The organism is Nocardioides stalactiti (genome assembly GCF_014180715.1).
GTDB classification, from domain to species: Bacteria; Actinomycetota; Actinomycetes; order Propionibacteriales; family Nocardioidaceae; genus Nocardioides; species Nocardioides stalactiti.
Genome location: NZ_JACEFC010000105.1, coordinates 1 through 15,230, shown reverse-complemented (window position 1 = coordinate 15,230; position 15,230 = coordinate 1). Strand labels below are relative to the sequence as shown.

General features: G+C 70.6%; 14 protein-coding genes. 6 read left to right on the top strand and 8 right to left on the bottom strand.

The genetic code is table 11. The features are described 5' to 3' along the window. The 3 genes from gatB to gatC all read right to left on the bottom strand — a co-directional run. Positions 1-1,426, bottom strand: a 1,426-nt coding sequence (gene gatB, locus H0487_RS17745) for an Asp-tRNA(Asn)/Glu-tRNA(Gln) amidotransferase subunit GatB (protein ID WP_183095562.1), incomplete at its 3' end; no start/stop codon positions are given. Beyond that, positions 1,423-2,961: an Asp-tRNA(Asn)/Glu-tRNA(Gln) amidotransferase subunit GatA gene (gatA, locus tag H0487_RS17740; protein ID WP_183095561.1), complete on the bottom strand. Its 1,539-nt coding sequence runs from the start codon at positions 2,959-2,961 to the stop codon at positions 1,423-1,425. The genes gatB and gatA, both read right to left, overlap by 4 nt. Then, positions 2,958-3,257, bottom strand: a complete 300-nt coding sequence (gene gatC, locus H0487_RS17735) for an Asp-tRNA(Asn)/Glu-tRNA(Gln) amidotransferase subunit GatC (RefSeq protein WP_183095560.1) — start codon at positions 3,255-3,257, stop codon at positions 2,958-2,960. Before gatC ends, gatA begins: the two co-directional genes overlap by 4 nt. 255 nt (positions 3,258-3,512) lie before the next feature. On the opposite strand from gatC, the gene H0487_RS17730 reads away from it, so the two are divergent. After that, positions 3,513-5,954: an immune inhibitor A domain-containing protein gene (locus tag H0487_RS17730; protein ID WP_183095559.1), complete on the top strand. Its 2,442-nt coding sequence runs from the start codon at positions 3,513-3,515 to the stop codon at positions 5,952-5,954. A gap of 151 nt (positions 5,955-6,105) precedes the next feature. Here the strand turns inward: H0487_RS17730 and H0487_RS17725 are convergent, their stop codons facing one another. Both H0487_RS17725 and H0487_RS17720 read right to left on the bottom strand, forming a co-directional pair. Further along, entirely contained in the window at positions 6,106-6,573 is a 468-nt protein-coding gene (locus tag H0487_RS17725; protein WP_183095558.1) for a hypothetical protein, read from the bottom strand. A 237-nt stretch (positions 6,574-6,810) separates the two neighbouring features. Beyond that, positions 6,811-7,362, bottom strand: coding sequence for a hypothetical protein (locus H0487_RS17720; RefSeq protein WP_183095557.1), 552 nt, complete (start codon positions 7,360-7,362; stop codon positions 6,811-6,813). 171 nt (positions 7,363-7,533) lie between these two features. Between H0487_RS17720 and H0487_RS17715 the strand changes: the two genes are divergently transcribed. From H0487_RS17715 to H0487_RS17705, 3 genes are all read left to right on the top strand, one after another. Then, on the top strand, positions 7,534-8,046 hold the full coding sequence (locus tag H0487_RS17715; RefSeq protein WP_183095556.1) for a SigE family RNA polymerase sigma factor: 513 nt from the start codon (positions 7,534-7,536) through the stop codon (positions 8,044-8,046). A 140-nt stretch (positions 8,047-8,186) separates the two neighbouring features. Beyond that, entirely contained in the window at positions 8,187-9,284 is a 1,098-nt protein-coding gene (locus H0487_RS17710; protein WP_183095555.1) for a YncE family protein, read from the top strand. Positions 9,285-9,514: 230 nt separating this feature from the next. Beyond that, positions 9,515-11,080: a peptidase M16 family protein gene (locus tag H0487_RS17705; protein WP_183095554.1), complete on the top strand. Its 1,566-nt coding sequence runs from the start codon at positions 9,515-9,517 to the stop codon at positions 11,078-11,080. 42 nt (positions 11,081-11,122) lie between these two features. Here the strand turns inward: H0487_RS17705 and H0487_RS17700 are convergent, their stop codons facing one another. Together H0487_RS17700 and H0487_RS17695 are read right to left on the bottom strand one after the other, a co-directional pair. Then, the gene (locus tag H0487_RS17700) at positions 11,123-11,971 is read right to left on the bottom strand and encodes a hypothetical protein (RefSeq protein ID WP_183095553.1); all 849 of its coding nucleotides are present in this window, start codon (positions 11,969-11,971) and stop codon (positions 11,123-11,125) included. 168 nt (positions 11,972-12,139) lie between these two features. Next, a complete protein-coding gene (locus tag H0487_RS17695) occupies positions 12,140-13,207 on the bottom strand; it encodes an alpha/beta hydrolase family protein (RefSeq protein WP_312856006.1) in 1,068 nt (355 codons plus the stop codon). Positions 13,208-13,327: 120 nt separating this feature from the next. On the opposite strand from H0487_RS17695, the gene H0487_RS17690 reads away from it, so the two are divergent. Then, positions 13,328-13,684 (top strand): YciI family protein, encoded by a 357-nt coding sequence (locus tag H0487_RS17690; RefSeq protein WP_183095552.1) that lies wholly within the window; start codon positions 13,328-13,330, stop codon positions 13,682-13,684. Continuing rightward, a complete protein-coding gene (locus H0487_RS17685) occupies positions 13,681-14,913 on the top strand; it encodes an RNA polymerase sigma factor (protein ID WP_183095551.1) in 1,233 nt (410 codons plus the stop codon). The genes H0487_RS17690 and H0487_RS17685 overlap by 4 nt, the downstream gene beginning before the upstream one ends. A gap of 145 nt (positions 14,914-15,058) precedes the next feature. Here the strand turns inward: H0487_RS17685 and H0487_RS17680 are convergent. Further along, on the bottom strand, positions 15,059-15,230 hold a 172-nt coding region (locus H0487_RS17680), incomplete at its 5' end, for a BRCT domain-containing protein (protein ID WP_183095550.1).

Below are 15,230 nucleotides of genomic sequence, written 5' to 3'. Positions count from 1 at the left end.
TCGCCCCGGCGCCCGCCTGGTTGCCGCCGCGGATCTTGTCGGCGATGTCGGGCTGGGCCGCCAGGGCGTCGTCGATGGCAGCGATCAACGGGCCGTCGTCGGAGACCATGGCCAGCCCGCGGGCGGCGATGATCTCCTCGGGCGTGCCCTCGCCGGCGATCAGGCCGTCGAAGACCTGGCGGGCGAGCTTGTCGTTGATCGTCTTCGCGTCGACCAGCGCCTGGACGGCCGCGACCTGGGCCGGCGTCACGCCGACCTCGGCGAGCTCCACCCCGGCGTCGTTGGCGCGGCGCAGCAGCTCGGCCACCCACCACTTGCGGGCCGACTGCGGAGCCGTGCCCTCGGCGACGGTCGCCTCGATCAGCGGCAGCGCACCAGCGGCCCAGACGTCGCGCATCTCCAGGTCGGAGAAGCCGTACTCGACCTGGAGCCGCGCCTTCTTGGCGGTCGGGTTCTCGGGCAGCGTCCCGCGCAGCTCCTCGACCCACTCCCGCGACGGCGCCACGGGCACCAGGTCGGGCTCCGGGAAGTAGCGGTAGTCCTCGGCGTCCGACTTCTCGCGGCCCGAGGTCGTGATGCCGGTGTCCTCGTGCCAGTGCCGGGTCTCCTGAAGGATCTTCTCCCCGCTGCCGAGGATGGCGGCGTGCCGCGACATCTCGTAGCGCACGGCCCGCTCGACCGAGCGCAGCGAGTTCACGTTCTTGGTCTCGGTGCGGGTGCCGAGGACGCCGGAGCCCTTCGGCGCGAGCGACAGGTTCACGTCGGCCCGGATCGAGCCCTGGTCCATGCGCGCGTCGGAGACGCCGAGCGCGACGATCAGGTCGCGGAGCTGGGCGACGTACGCCTTGGCGATCTCCGGCGCCTTGGCACCGGCGCCCACGATCGGCTTGGTGACGATCTCGATGAGCGGGATCCCGGCGCGGTTGTAGTCGACCAGCGAGTAGTCGGCACCGTGGATCCGGCCGGTCGCGCCGCCCACGTGGAGCGACTTGCCGGTGTCCTCCTCCATGTGGGCGCGCTCGATCTCGACCCGGAACGTCTCGGTCTCCCCGGCTGCGTTCTGGAAGTCGACGTCCATGTAGCCCTCGAAGGCGATCGGCTCGTCGTACTGGGACGTCTGGAAGTTCTTCGGCATGTCCGGGTAGAAGTAGTTCTTCCGCGCGAAGCGGCACCACTCGGCGATCTCGCAGTTGAGCGCGAGACCGATCCGGATGGCCGACTCGACGGCCTTGCCATTGACGACCGGCATCGCTCCGGGCAGGCCCAGGCAGGTCGGGCAGACCTGCGTGTTGGGCTCGCCACCGAACTCGGTCGGGCAGCCGCAGAACATCTTCGTGAGCGTGTTGAGCTCGACGTGGACCTCAAGGCCCAGGGCCGGGTCGTACGACGCCAGCACGTCGTCGAAGGGAACCAAGGTGTCGGTCATCGGATCGCTCCGTTCTCGGGCAGGGCCGGAGCCTTGTCGAGCAGCGGCCCACCCCACTCCGCAGTGAGCAGCGCCTCGAGCGCGGCACCGACCCGGTAGCACCGGTCGTCGGCGAGCGCCGGGGCGAGGATCTGGAAGCCCACCGGGAGGCCGTCCTCCTCCGCGAGCCCGGCCGGGACCGAGATGCCGGGGACGCCGGCCAGGTTGGCGGGAATGGTCGCGAGGTCGTTGAGGTACATCGCGATCGGGTCGTCGAGCTTCTCCCCCAGCGCGAACGCGGTGGTCGGAGCGGTCGGCGACACGAGGACGTCGACGCTCTCGAACGCGGCCTCGAAGTCGCGGCTGATCAGCGTGCGCACCTTCTGGGCCTGGCCGTAGTAGGCGTCGTAGTAGCCGCTCGACAGGGCGTAGGTGCCGATGATGATGCGGCGCTTCACCTCGTCACCGAAACCGGCGTCACGGCTGGCCTTCATGACGTCCTCGGCGCTCGGGTCGCCGTCGGGCGTGACCCGCAGGCCGTAACGCATGGCGTCGAACTTGGCGAGGTTGGAGGAGCACTCCGCCGGGAGGATCAGGTAGTAGGCGGCGAGCGCGTGCACGAAGTTCGGGCACGACACCTCGACGACCTCGGCACCGGCCTTGACCAGCAGGTCGACCGACTCCTGGAAGCGCGCCATGACGCCGGCCTGCCAGCCCTCGCCGGACAGCTCGGCGATGACACCGATCCGGACGCCGGTCAGGTCGCCGGCCGCCCCCTGGCGGGCGGCGTCGACGAGCGACGGGAGGGCCTGGTCGACCGAGGTCGAGTCGCGCGGGTCGTGGCCGCCGATGAGCTCCTGGAGCAGCGCCGAGTCGAGGACGGTCCGGGTGACCGGGCCCGCCTGGTCGAGGCTGTTGGCCAGGGCGACCAGGCCGTAGCGGGAGACCGCCCCGTAGGTCGGCTTGGTGCCGACCGTGCCGGTGACCGCACCGGGCTGGCGGATCGAGCCGCCGGTGTCGGTGCCGATCGCGAGCGGGGCCTCGAACGCGGCGACCGCCGCGGCCGAGCCACCGCCGGAGCCACCGGGGATCCGGGTCTGGTCCCACGGGTTGCGCGTCGGGCCGTAGGCGCTGTGCTCGGTCGAGGAGCCCATCGCGAACTCGTCCATGTTGGTCTTGCCGAGGATCGGCAGACCGGCCTCCTTGAGCTTGCGGACCACCGTGGCGTCGTACGGCGGGATCCAGCCCTCGAGGATCTTGGAGCCGCAGGTCGTCGGCAGCCCCTGGGTGGCCAGCACGTCCTTGACCGCGATCGGCACGCCGTCGAGCGGGTGCAGCGGGGCGCCGGCCCTGCGGCGCTCGTCGGACGCGGCGGCCTGGGCGAGCGCGCCCTCGGCGTCGACGTGGAGGAACGCGTGGATGCCGGCGGTCGCGTCACCATCGACGGCCGCGATCCGGTCCAGGTGGGCCTGGGTGAGCTCGACGGAGGTCACCTCGCCCGCGGCGAGCGCGTCGGCCAGCTCAGCCGCGGTCTTCTTGATCCACGGTGTGCTCACTGCTCGTCCCCCAGGATCCGCGGCACGCTGAAGCGCTGGCCCTCGCTCGCCGGGGCACCGGACAGCGCCTGCTCGGCGGTCAGGCCCGGGACGACGACGTCGGCGCGGAACACGTTGGTCAGCGGGATCGGGTGGGACGTCGGCGGGACGTCGTCACCGGCGACCCCACGGATGGAGGCGACCGACTCGAGGATCACGTTGAGCTGGGGGGCCAGGTGGTCCAGCTCGGCGTCATCGAGGTCGATCCGGGCGAGGTCGGCCAGGTGGGCCACCTCGTCGCGGGAGATCTCGGGCATGGGGGCCAGTCTAGGGTCGCGGTCCGATCGACAGATCCCGGGTTCGCGCCCGTCATGATCGCCGGCCGACGCCCGCGTGACCCAGGTCACAGTCCGATAACGAAGGCTGTGCTCGGGAGGCGGCGCCCTTCCTGTTCGGCCCCGTCCGGGTGAAGATCCGTCTGGCCGCCCACGGGCGGCTGTCCATCAATCTCGGGGGTGGGCGAGTGGTGATCCCGTCTGTCCTGCCCCCGTCTCGGAAGACAGGACCGACACGTGACGTCACCATCTCGGCGAAGGGCATGGGCCCTCATCGCATCCGCGGGACTCCTGACCGGAGGCCTCCTCGCGACCAGCCCGGCCACAGCCGAGCCCGTCGACCACACCTCGGCGCCCGGCGGCGGCAAGGTCGTGGACACCGGCCACCAGCCGCCCCACCCGTTGAAGATCAAGGCCAAGCGTGACGCCCAGCGCCAGGCCGCCCTCGAGGCGAAGCTCACGGGCGAGAAGGTGCGCACCCGGGGCAAGGGCCAGCAGGTGCCGCTCGAGCTCGAAGGCACCGACAAGATCTTCGTCGTGCTCGCCGAGTTCGGCGACCTGCGCTACGAGACCGCGACCGACAAGCGCTTCACCGACAGCCCGCCGTTCACGCTGCCCGACCCGCAGCCGCAGCGGTACGACGGCCCGCTCCACAACCAGATCCCCGAGCCCGACCGGACGACCGACAACACCACGCTGTGGCAGTCGGACTTCTCCCGCGAGCACTACGAGGACATGTACTTCAACCGGATGGCGTCCTACTACGAGGAGCAGTCCTCGGGCCGCTACTCCGTCGACGGCGACGTGACCGAATGGGTCAAGGTCCCCTACAACCAGGCGCTCTACGGCCGCGGCTACTGCGGCACCCCGCCGGGCGCCGCCGTCACCACCTGCGCCTCGACCAAGGCGCTCGTCCGTGACGCGCTCGCGATCTGGGTGCAGACCCAGCTCGACGCCGGTCAGACGATGGCCGAGATCCAGACGTACCTCAAGACGTTCGACCAGCAGGACCGGTACGACGTCGACCTGGACGGCAACTACGACGAGCCCGACGGCTTCATCGACCACTTCCAGATCGTCCACGCGGGCGGCGACGAGGCGTCCGGCGACCCGATCTACGGGTCCGACGCGATCTGGAGCCACCGCTGGTACTCCAACCTCCAGGCGGGCGGCCCCGGCGGCCTGACCGGCGTCAACATCGGCTCCAACGGCGGCTCGTTCGGCCTCGGCGCCAACCCCGCCAACCCGGTCCCCAACAACCCGACCGGGGTGTGGGTCGGTGACTACACGATCCAGCCCGAGAACGGCGGCCTCGGCGTGTTCGCGCACGAGTACGGCCACGACCTCGGACTGCCGGACCTCTACGACACCTCCGGCAACACCGGTGGTGCGGAGAACTCGACGGGGTTCTGGTCGCTGATGTCCAGCGGCTCCAACATCGGCGACGGCGGCCCCGACGGGATCGGAGACGACCCGACCGACCTCGGTGCGTGGGAGCTGTTCCAGCTCGGCTGGCTCAACGCCCAGGGCGCGCAGGGGCCGTTCTACGACGTGGCGTTCGCGGGTGAGACCTCGCAGCACGTCCTCTCCGACAACACGCCTGCCAAGGACGACGGGGCCCAGGCCCTCTTCACCGTGCTGCCCGACAAGGAGGTGCCGACGTCGATCGGCTCGCCGTACGCGGGCTCACAGATGTTCTGGTCCACGCAGGGCGACGACCTCACCACCTCGATGACCCGGACCGGTGTCAGCGGCACCGCACTCACCGCGCAGGTCAACTACGAGATCGAGGACGACTGGGACTATGCGTTCCTCGAGGCGTCGACGGACGGCGGCGCCCGCTGGACGCCGGTCGTCACCAACCTCTCCGACACCGCCCGCGACGGCCAGAGCGGCTTCAACACCAGTCGCAGCGGCCTGACCGGCACGTCGAGCGGCTGGAAGGCACTGACCGCCACCCTGCCGGCAGGCACCGACGCGGTCCGGTTCCGCTACCAGACCGACGGTGCGGTCGCCGAGAGCGGCCTGCGGGTCGACGACATCGCGATCGACGGCACGGTCATCGGCAACGCCGAGACGGACGAGGGCTGGGCCTTCAACGGGTTCAAGCGGACCACGGGCACCGAGGTGACGTCGTACTTCAACGCCTACGTGGCCGAGAACCGGCAGTACGACGGCTACGACACCTCGCTGCGGACGGCGTACAACTTCGGGTTCCTCAACAGCCGCCCGGACTGGGTGGAGTCCTTCAAGTACCAGGACGGCCTGCTCATCTCCTACTGGGACGAGTCGTACGCCGACAACAACGTCGGTGACCACCCGGGTCACGGCCTGATCCTGCCGATCGACGCCCACCCGCAGCTCAGCCACTGGGCCGACGGCACGCTGATGCGCCCGCGCATCCTCAGCGCCGACTCGACCTTCGGCCTCGAGGCGACCGACCCGATCAACCTCCACCTCAACGGGGTGGGCGGCAAGATCGCCAAGAAGCCGGCGGTCCCGCTGTTCGACGACACCCTCGCCTGGTGGTCGGCGACCGACGGCCACGAGGTCGGCGGCAAGCACCCCGGCCGCTACCAGGCCGGCTGGTACGGCGTCGACGTCCCCGACACCGGCACGACCATCCGCGTCGTCTCCTCCAAGAACGGCGTCATGAAGGTGGTGGTGGCACCGAAGTGACGGCCGTCGGGCGCTAGCGCCCGATGACAGAGGGGGTTCCTCGCGCAGCGCGAGGAATCCCCTCTCCCGTCTCTACCCCTACTGGTAGGACTCCTGGTCCGGCAGCTCCGTTCCCGACGCGCCTGGTGTCGAACCTCGAAAGCCCGGCTCCTCAGTCCACCGCGTCGACCTGGGCAACCACCTCGCGGAAGGAACGACCCTCCAGCGCCTGCAGGAATCCTTGATCGGGGTCGGCCATGGGGACTGCGGTGGTGCCGTTCTCGTCGTCGAGCAGACCCTGGCTGCACACGAGGCGATAGGTCTTGCGAGCCAGCTCGTCAGGGCGTCTCGGATCGAGGTTGACGGGCGCGCCTTGTCGACGCAGCACGAAGACAGCCCTCCTCCCGAGGAGGGCCTCCCACAGATCGCTGGTCGTCTCCTCGTGCGAGTAAGGCCCGAACTCGACCTGCACCCGATCGGCGCCGTCCGCGACCTGACCGTGAAGCACACTCTCGACTTCGACCCGCACCTCGAGGGTCCTGTCCACGAGAGTCTCGCCTCCCTCGGACTCGACAAAGGCTCGCGTGAAACCTGCCGACACGACCGTCCCGACGACCGCGACGTTGGACTGCTTGATCATCGTGTCGAGAGAGTCGTAGTGCTCGACCTCGAGACCCATGAGCGCCAGTCGTTGCCAAGGACTCGGCCCTTCCCGCCCTTCGTCAGATCCTTCACCAGCCGGCGGGACCTGGGGCGCCCTCACCGAAGCCTCCGGTCTCCGCGGGTCCTGATCAGCGGCAGCGCACCCGCAGCACACAGCGACGAGGGCCAGGCCGATCACCCATCCATGAACCCACCGACTCATTGCGTTGACTCCTTAGTAGTGATCGAGAACTTGGTACAAGTCCTCCTGCGAATACCGCGTCGATGGCGCGGTGTTCGGATTGATCTGCCGCTCGCACGAGTCCGAGTGCACCTCGTCCTCGTGCTGCAGGCCGACCGTGTGCCCCAGTTCGTGACAGGCGACGAAGCGGCGGCCCGTCGAGTTCAGGCCGTGGTCCAAGTCCCACTTGAGCAGTTGCCCGAAGCACCAACGGTCGGGGTTGGTGCCACCCTCGCTGGCACCGTCCGGGCAGTTCACCCAAGCGAAGTACTGCGAGGCATAGTGCCCGTCCTTGACCCGCACGTCGTAGGCACTGCCATCGACCCATTGCCACGTGAAGTCGAGACGGGGGAACTGGTTGTCGAGCGCCCATTGCGCCGCATTGCCCGTGTCGGACGTCGTGTCGAAGAAGTCGACCCGATGGTGCTTGTCATTCGCGAGCGATACCTGGTTCGTCGGACTTCCTCCGGGTTTCGTCGATCCGAAGTTCCCCGACGCCGGGCTGGCGCCCGCCAAGAACACCGCCACCAACAGTGACCCGCCCACGTAGTGCATCCCTCGCATGTGCGCTCCCCCCGAAGCCTTGTGGTGCGCGGAAACCTATGTCTAGACCACTTCAACTGCAACGCTTCTCGGATGCGGCAACGCCCAACCGGGAGGGGTGCTCGCGGCATCTGTCAGGGTGACCGCAATCTTGGGCGAGGAGAGGGTGAGTGGATGTCACGACCACCGACCGATGAGGAGTTCGCCGAGCTGGTGCATGCCTGCTGGGCGAGCCTCTACCGCACGGCGTACCTGATGCTGGGCGACCGGGCAGAGGCCGAGGACCTGGTGCAGACCGCGCTGGCGAAGACCTACGCGAACTGGCGGCGAGTGCGCAGCATCGACGCCGCGCCGGGCTATGCGAGGACGACGCTGGTGAACACCGCCGCGTCCTGGTTCCGCAAGAAGGGTTGGCGCAACGAGCGGCCCACCGAGGTGCTGCCCGAGACCGGGCACGAGCCCGACCCGAGCGAGCGGCGTGCAGTGATCGACGCGCTCGCCACCCTGCCGCCGCGGCAGCGAGCGGTCGTCGTCCTGCGCTACTACGAGGACCTGAGCGTCGCCCAGGTCGCCCACGCGCTCGGCATCGCCGAGGGCACCGTGAAGTCCCAGACCTCAGAAGCGCTGACCAAGCTCCGGGCCCTGCTCGGCGACAGCGTCATCCCGGCAGGAGCGATCCATGACTGAACGACTCTCCGAGCTGCTCGCCGGTGAGGCCGACGAGCTGACCGTCCCCCCTCCCTCCCCCGGCGCCGTGCTCCAGCNGCGGCCGCGGGATCCGTCGCCGCAACCGGCTCGTCGCCGGTGCCTGCGGCGTCGCCGCCGCCGTGGTCGTCGGCGGCAGCGTCGCGGCCCTCTCGGGTGGCGACGGCGCCAGCACCGCGCCCGACCCGGCCACCCCGGCCGGCACGAGCGCCACCAACCCGGCGTTCTCCTACGGCAACGAGGTCTTCTACGACGGCCCCGCACGCTCGGCGACGATCGACGACACCGCGGTGAAGTCGCTCTTCTACACCTCCGCCGGCGTGCTCGTCCGGCACGGCGACAACGCGTGGAGCGACGGCGGCGGACCACAGCGCTTCTCCCTCGTCGACGCCGACGGTGACGTCCACCGGCTCGGCCTCGAGACCGAGGAGACCGTCCACGCGGCCGACCCGGCGCAGCCGTACGTCGTCTACGGCGAGGCCGTCGACGGACAGCTCGACGTGGTCGTCTACGACGTCGAGGCCGACGAGGAGGCCGCCCGCGTCGAGGTCGCCCCGACCGAGGACAGCTGGTTCCCGGTCTCCCTCGACGGCGACACCCTGTACGTGCAGAACGGCTACGACGGCGGTTCGTTCGCGGTCGACTGGCGCACGGGCGACGTGACCGACTGGGAGTACGGCGAGGTCTGGGAGGTCGCCGGCGGTCACGCAGGGATCACCCTGGACAGCGGCACCGCGGTCATCGACGCGGCGACCGGCGAGGTGCTCCTCCAGTCCGGCGCACGTGGCTACTTCGACCTCTCCCCCGACGGTCGCTACGCCCAGCTCGTCGACGAGGAAGCGCGGGGCCCGGCGAAGTTCGAGGTCTACGACGTCGCCTCGACGTCGTCGGTGGAGATCCCGGGACAGCCGTTCGAGTGGGGCTGGTCAGCCGACGGCGACCTGTTCCAGGTCACCAAGGACCAGGTGAGGACGTGCTCGCCGGTCACCGGCGAGTGCACGGTCGAGCCGTACGCCCAGCCCGCGATCCCCCAGCCGCCCGCCGTGACCCAGACCATGCGCGACCCGGTCTGCCCCGCGGACAACCAGGACTGCTTCATGGACGAGGGCTTCCTGGAGAACTGCGCGGAGAACCCCGACCAGTGCGAGTGGCAGGAGACCGAGTACGTCGAGGAGCAGACCATCGAGCTCAAGCTCGGCGGTCGCGCCTACGAGTCCTGACGGTTCGGCGGGCGACCGCCCGACCTGGCCATCCGGCCGCGTCGGGCGGTCGCTGTCGGGCATCGGCGATGATCTCCGATGCGAGAATCCGCTCGGCGGACCGCAGCACGAACCTCTACTCTTCGTGCGCGATGGCTGCACTCCACGAAACCGAGGTAGACGGCGTCCGGTGCTTCTGGGTGGAGACCGGGCGCCCGACGCTCGCTGCCCGCTTGGCCTTCCGTCACGGCATGGCCGACGAGACGATCGCGGAGTCGGGATGGCAGCACGTCATCGAGCACGTCGCCCTCGACCGGTTCCCCCGCAGCGGGGCGCTGGACGTCAACGGCCAGGTGACCATGCTCGACACCGCCTTCGACTTCCACGGAACCCCGGATGCGGTGGCCGCCCACCTGACGGCCCTCGCTGGCTGGCTGGCGGCGCCCGACTTCGGGCGCCTCGACCACGAGGTCGGCGTGCTGCGCGCCGAGGCCGACGTGCGCGGGAGCAGCCCCCTCGGACGGGCCTTCGGATGGCGGTACGGCGCTCGCGGCCCTGGCCTGGTCACCTATGCCGAGCCCGGCCTCGGGCGAGCCACGGCGGAAGCCTTGTCGGATCGTGTGGGGCGCGTGTTCACGTCGCCCAACGCCGTCCTGATCCTCGACGGACCGCCACCTGCCGACCTCCGGCTGGAGCTGCGCGACGGCACCTGGTCCGCCATGTCGCCCGCCGTCCCGGTGGAGAAGCCGCGCGGGACCTACGAGGAGGCCGGCATCGTGCTCTCCGGCACCGTGCCCCGGAGCGGCGACATGTTCGTCGGCGTGGAGGTGCTTCAGCGCGTCCTCGTCGAGCGCCTTCGCCACGAGGAGGGCGGCGCGTACGCGCCGTGGACCGACTACGAACGCGTCGACGCCGACACCGCGGTGATCACGGCGGGGTCGGACATCCAGCCCCCGCTCCTCGGAACGGTCGTCAGCACCACCCTCGACCTGCTGGATGAGCTCGCCCGCTCGGGTCCGCGCGAGGACTGGCTCGTCGACACCATCGAGAAGATCGTGCGGCAGATGGAGGACCCCTACGCGGCGATCGGCGCTGCCGCCGGTGCTGCGATGCGTCATCTCCACGGCCGCGAGGCGCAGACGCTCGACGAGATGGTGGCGCAGGTCCGAGCGGTCACCGCCGAGAGCCTTGCCGAGGGATTCGGGCAGCTGCGCGACACTCTGCTCCTCGGCGCACCGGCCGCCGCCGACGCCGGGGCGCACCTGCGCCCGATGGTCTTCCCACGCAGCGCGCCTGGCGCGAGCAAGGGCGGGTTCCGCAGCATCAACTGGCCCGCCGACGTGAGCCGCCTGCGCGTGCTCGACCACGCGTTCCAGATCACCGGCTCACAGGCGACCCTCGAGGCCACCTACGACGACATCGTCGGACTGCTGGTCTATGCCGACGGCGTGCGCACGGCCGTGCGCGGCGACGGCTACACCCTGACGATCGACCCGCTGGTGTGGGCGGACGGCGATCGGGCCGTCGCCGAGCTGGACCGGCGGATCCCTGTCGACCGCCACCTGCCTCACCCCGCGACCACCCCGAGCGACCCGCCCCCGCGCCACGGGTTCGTCCGCCGGTGGTGGCCGGCGCTGCGTCGTGGGATGACCTCGCCGACGGCCGCCGCCCTCGGGTTCGTGCTGACCTGTCTCATCGTCGCCGTCGTCGTCGTCAGCATGGTCGCGACGGGCCACCTCCCGAGCGCAGTCGGACCGATCCTCGTGTTCATCGGCGTGATGGCGTGGCAAAGCTTCCGCGAGGAAAGGGACGGCTGAGGCGATCTCCACGCACCTGGGACGCCGAGAGCGCCGGCCGCGCTACCCGCAGGTGTAGTCGGTGGTGGAGGTCGTGCCGTCCTTCCGGACCACTGACGCGTAGCCGCAGACCGTGTAGCCGGGCGGGGCGTAGACGGCCCGGCTGTTCAGGACCTGGGGCTGCGGGGTGGCGCTGTTGGCTGCGAGGTCGACGCGCTGGTAGGCGTGCTGCTCCTCGGTGGTGCCCCAGACCGTGGGGAAGAGGAGGCAGTGGAGCTCGGTGCGACGGTGGGCTCCGTAGCCAGCGGTCGTGGCCGGACGCGCACTGGCGTTCAGCGTGTAGTAGATCTCGGCCGCCTGGTATCTCTTCACCTCGAACCTGCAGGTCCCGACGACGTCGGCGTTGCGGGGAGTGACCACCTTCGCCTGCGGTGCCGACGGGTCCGAGGTCGACGGTGCGGGAGCGGCGGGCGACCCCGGTCCGCACACGTAGTCGGTCGCCGAGTAGTCGCTGTTCTTCTTGATCACCCAGACGAAGCTGCAGACCGTGAAGCCCGGCACGTCACGGACTTTCCCAGACGTGCTCTGCGGAGCCAGGGTGGCACTGTTGACGCCGCCGCCCACCGCCCCGTAGGCCCGCGCCGGGTCGGGGAAGGTCACGGTGCCGATGAACATCGCGCAGTAGGCCTGGGTGTAGCGATTGGCCCCGTAACCCGCGGTGGTCGTCGGCCGCGCGCTGGCCGTCAGGATGAAGGAGGTCTCCCCGTCCTGGTACCCGGTCACCTTCAGCTCGCAGGTGCCGGTGACGTCCGCGTTCTGGGGCGTGACGACCTGGGACGCCGGAGGCTCGACAGCCCGCGCCGGTAGCGGCACGGCGACCGCGCCCACCGCCAGCACCAAGGACGACAGCACGAGTGCTGCGGATGTCCGCGACCGGCGACTCGAGATCCGCCTACGACCTGCTGCCACGAGGACCACCTCCAGAAGCGGTCCCTCCCCTGCGCGGCACGGTAGGCGCGTCTCGGCACGGAGTCCATGACACGGGGTCCGGGACACCTGACCCGTAGGTGACTCGCCGGGTCAGCGGAGGTGCCGGGCCAGGAACCGGCGGGCCTGCTCCATCGACGCATAGAACTGTGGACCGAAGGCGTGGCCCTCGCCGGGATACTCGGTGAGGGTCACGTCGACGCCGTCGCGCTCCATCAGGCGCGCGGTCTCGCGGCTCCAACGCAGCGGGCAGGTGTCGTCGGCGGTGCCGTGGTGGATGAGGACCGGCTCGGCGACCCGGTCGAAGTAGGTACGGGCGCTGATGCCGGACCAGAACTCCGGGGCTTCGTCGGGCAGGCCGTAGCGCCGGTCGAGCTCGGCGACGAGGTCGCTGCGGCCCGGGTCGCTGCCGATCCAGCGGTCGTAGTTGTCGACGGCGTCGGAGCTCACCGGTGCCCAGACGACGGCTGCGTCGACCAGGCCGGGCTGGGCGACGAGGACGTTGTAGACGACGCCGCCACCCATCGAGCGGCCGCCGACGGCGACCCGCTCCTCGTCGACCGGACCGTCCCAGGACCGCAGGGCGAGGACGGCGTTGACGACGTCCTCGGTGTAGCCCATCCGCAGGTCCGCCTCCCCGATCCGGGTGTCGTCGGACTCGGCGTGGTTGCGGTAGTCGACGTGGAGCACCACGTAGCCGTGGTCCGCGAACCACTCGCGCTCGCGGGTCATCCCCTGCCCGTTCACGTAGTACGCCGGGTCGATGTAGCCGTGCGCCAGGACGATCGCGGGGAACGGTCCCTCGCCCTCCGGCACCGCGATCCGCCCGGAGACCGTCAGCCCACCACTGCGATAGGTGACCGCGTACTGGCGCTGCGTCGCGCTCGCGTAGACCTCGGCACCGAGGCGCAGCCGCGCGCCGTCGTACTCCTTGTCCATGAGGGCGGGCAGCGAGACGGGGTGTGACTCCTCAGGAGTCTCCGACGGCTCCGACTGCTGCGACGGCTCGTCGGACCGCTTCGGCCCGTCCGTCGCGGACGGCTCCGAGGCGGTCGGCTCGGGCGCCGGGTTGGGCGACGCCTCGCCCGGCCGGGCGTCCGGATCGGTGCAGCCCGCGAGCACGCAGAGGCTGCAGAGGAGCGCCACCACCAGACCCTTCACCCCACCAGTCTGCAAACCCGCGCAAGAACTCGTCGGAGAAATCATTCTCGGGCTGTCGATTTCGCTTCCTGACCGGCGACGAAGAGGTGAAGGATCCACCCACGACGAAAGGACAGCCCCATGAAGTACGTGTTCATGTTCACCAGTGACCCCGCCCAGCTCGCCGGGGTGAGCGAGGACGACGCGCAGGCGGTCTACGGCAAGATCTACGGCTGGTTCCAGGAGAACGCGTCGGTCATCACCGACAGCGGCGCGGAGCTCCAGCCGGTCGAGACCGCGACCACCGTCAAGCACGGCGGCGTGGTCGTCGACGGCCCGTTCAACGAGGCCAAGGAGGTCATCGGCGGGTTCAGCGTGATCGAGGTCGAGGACATGGATGCCGCGATCGCGCTCGCCAAGACCTGGCCGCACCTGGAGTTCCCCGGGGTCGCGGTCGAGATCCGGCCGATGGTCGAGGACTACAGCCAGTTCGAGTGAGCCCCAGCGACGCGCTGCTGGCGACCACGATCCGCGAGGAGTCGGGTCGCCTGGTCACCGCCCTGTACCGCCGCTTCGGCGACTTCGACGTCGCCGAGGAGGCGGTGCAGGGCGCCGTCGCGGAGGCGGTGACGTCGTGGCGACGCGACGGGACGCCCCGCAACCCGGCCGCCTGGCTGACGACGGCCGCACAGCGCAACGCCCTGGACCTGCTCCGCTCCCGGGGCCGGCAGGCGCGCGTGACCGACCGGCTCGCGGCGACGTACGACGAGGAGGCACCGACCGCCGTCGGCGAGGACCCCGACGACCGGCTCCCCCTGCTCTTCGCGTGCTGCCACCCGGCGCTCGCGCCCGAGGTCCGGCTCGCCCTGACCCTGCGCGCGGTCATCGGTCTGACGACGCCCCAGATCGCACGGGCGTTCCTCGTCAACGAGCAGACCCTCGCCCAGCGGATCGTGCGCGCCAAGCGCAAGATCGTGGCGACGGGCATCGACCTCAAGGTGCCCGACGACCTCGACGAGCGGCTGCCCGACGTCCTCGCCGTCGTCTACCTCGCCTACAACGAGGCGTTCGTCGCGTCGACCGGCAGCACCCACGACCGCGACCTCGGTGCCGACGCCGTCTGGCTGGCGGAGGTGGTCGCGCGAAGCCTCCCCGACCGCGCCGAGGCGTGGGGGCTCGCGGCGCTGCTGACGATCCAGCACGGACGGGCCGCCTCGCGGTTCACGCCGAACGGCGACCTGGTGCTGCTCCGCGACCAGGACCGCTCGCGGTGGGACGCCGCCGCCTTCAAGCGCGCGACCGAGCACCTCGAGCGCGCCGCCTCGCTCCACGCGCCCGGGCCGTACCAGCTCCAGGCTGCGATCGCGATGTGTCACGCGGAGGCGCCGTCGTGGGCGGAGACCGACTGGCTCCAGATCGTCGCCCTCTACGGCTTCCTCATCCGCGAGGACCCCTCACCCGTCGTCCGCCTCAACGGTGCGATCGCCCTGGCCCAGCTCGGCGAGCGCCAGGCGGCGACGGCCCTCGCCGACGTCGAGACCCTCGCGCCGCAGCTCGCCGGCTACCACCTGTGGCACGCGACCCGCGCCGAGCTGCTCCGCCTCGCCGGCCGCGACGCCGAGGCTGCCGACGCCGACCGGCAGGCCCTCGAGCTCACCACCAACGACGCCGAGCGCCGCCTCATCCAGACCCGCCTCCGCAAGCACCCGTTGACCGACGGGTCGTGAAGCTCAACCGGCGCCAGCCGCCCCGGCACCGGAGTCGCCGTCGGCGACGACACGGCTTGTGCGGTGCTGGGCAGGCAGATCCTGCCGGCTGAGCACCGCACAACGCGGATCCAAGCCAGGACCGACGACGGACGACGCGGCTGACTCACGTCAGCGCGTCGGGGCCGCCGACGAGCAGTGCCTTGAAGCCGTCCTCGTCGAGGATGGGGACACCGAGCTGCTCGGCCTTGTCGGCCTTGGAACCGGCGTTGTCGCCGATGACGACATAGCTGGTGTTCTTGGAGACCGACCCGGCGGCCTTGCCGCCGCGGCTGATG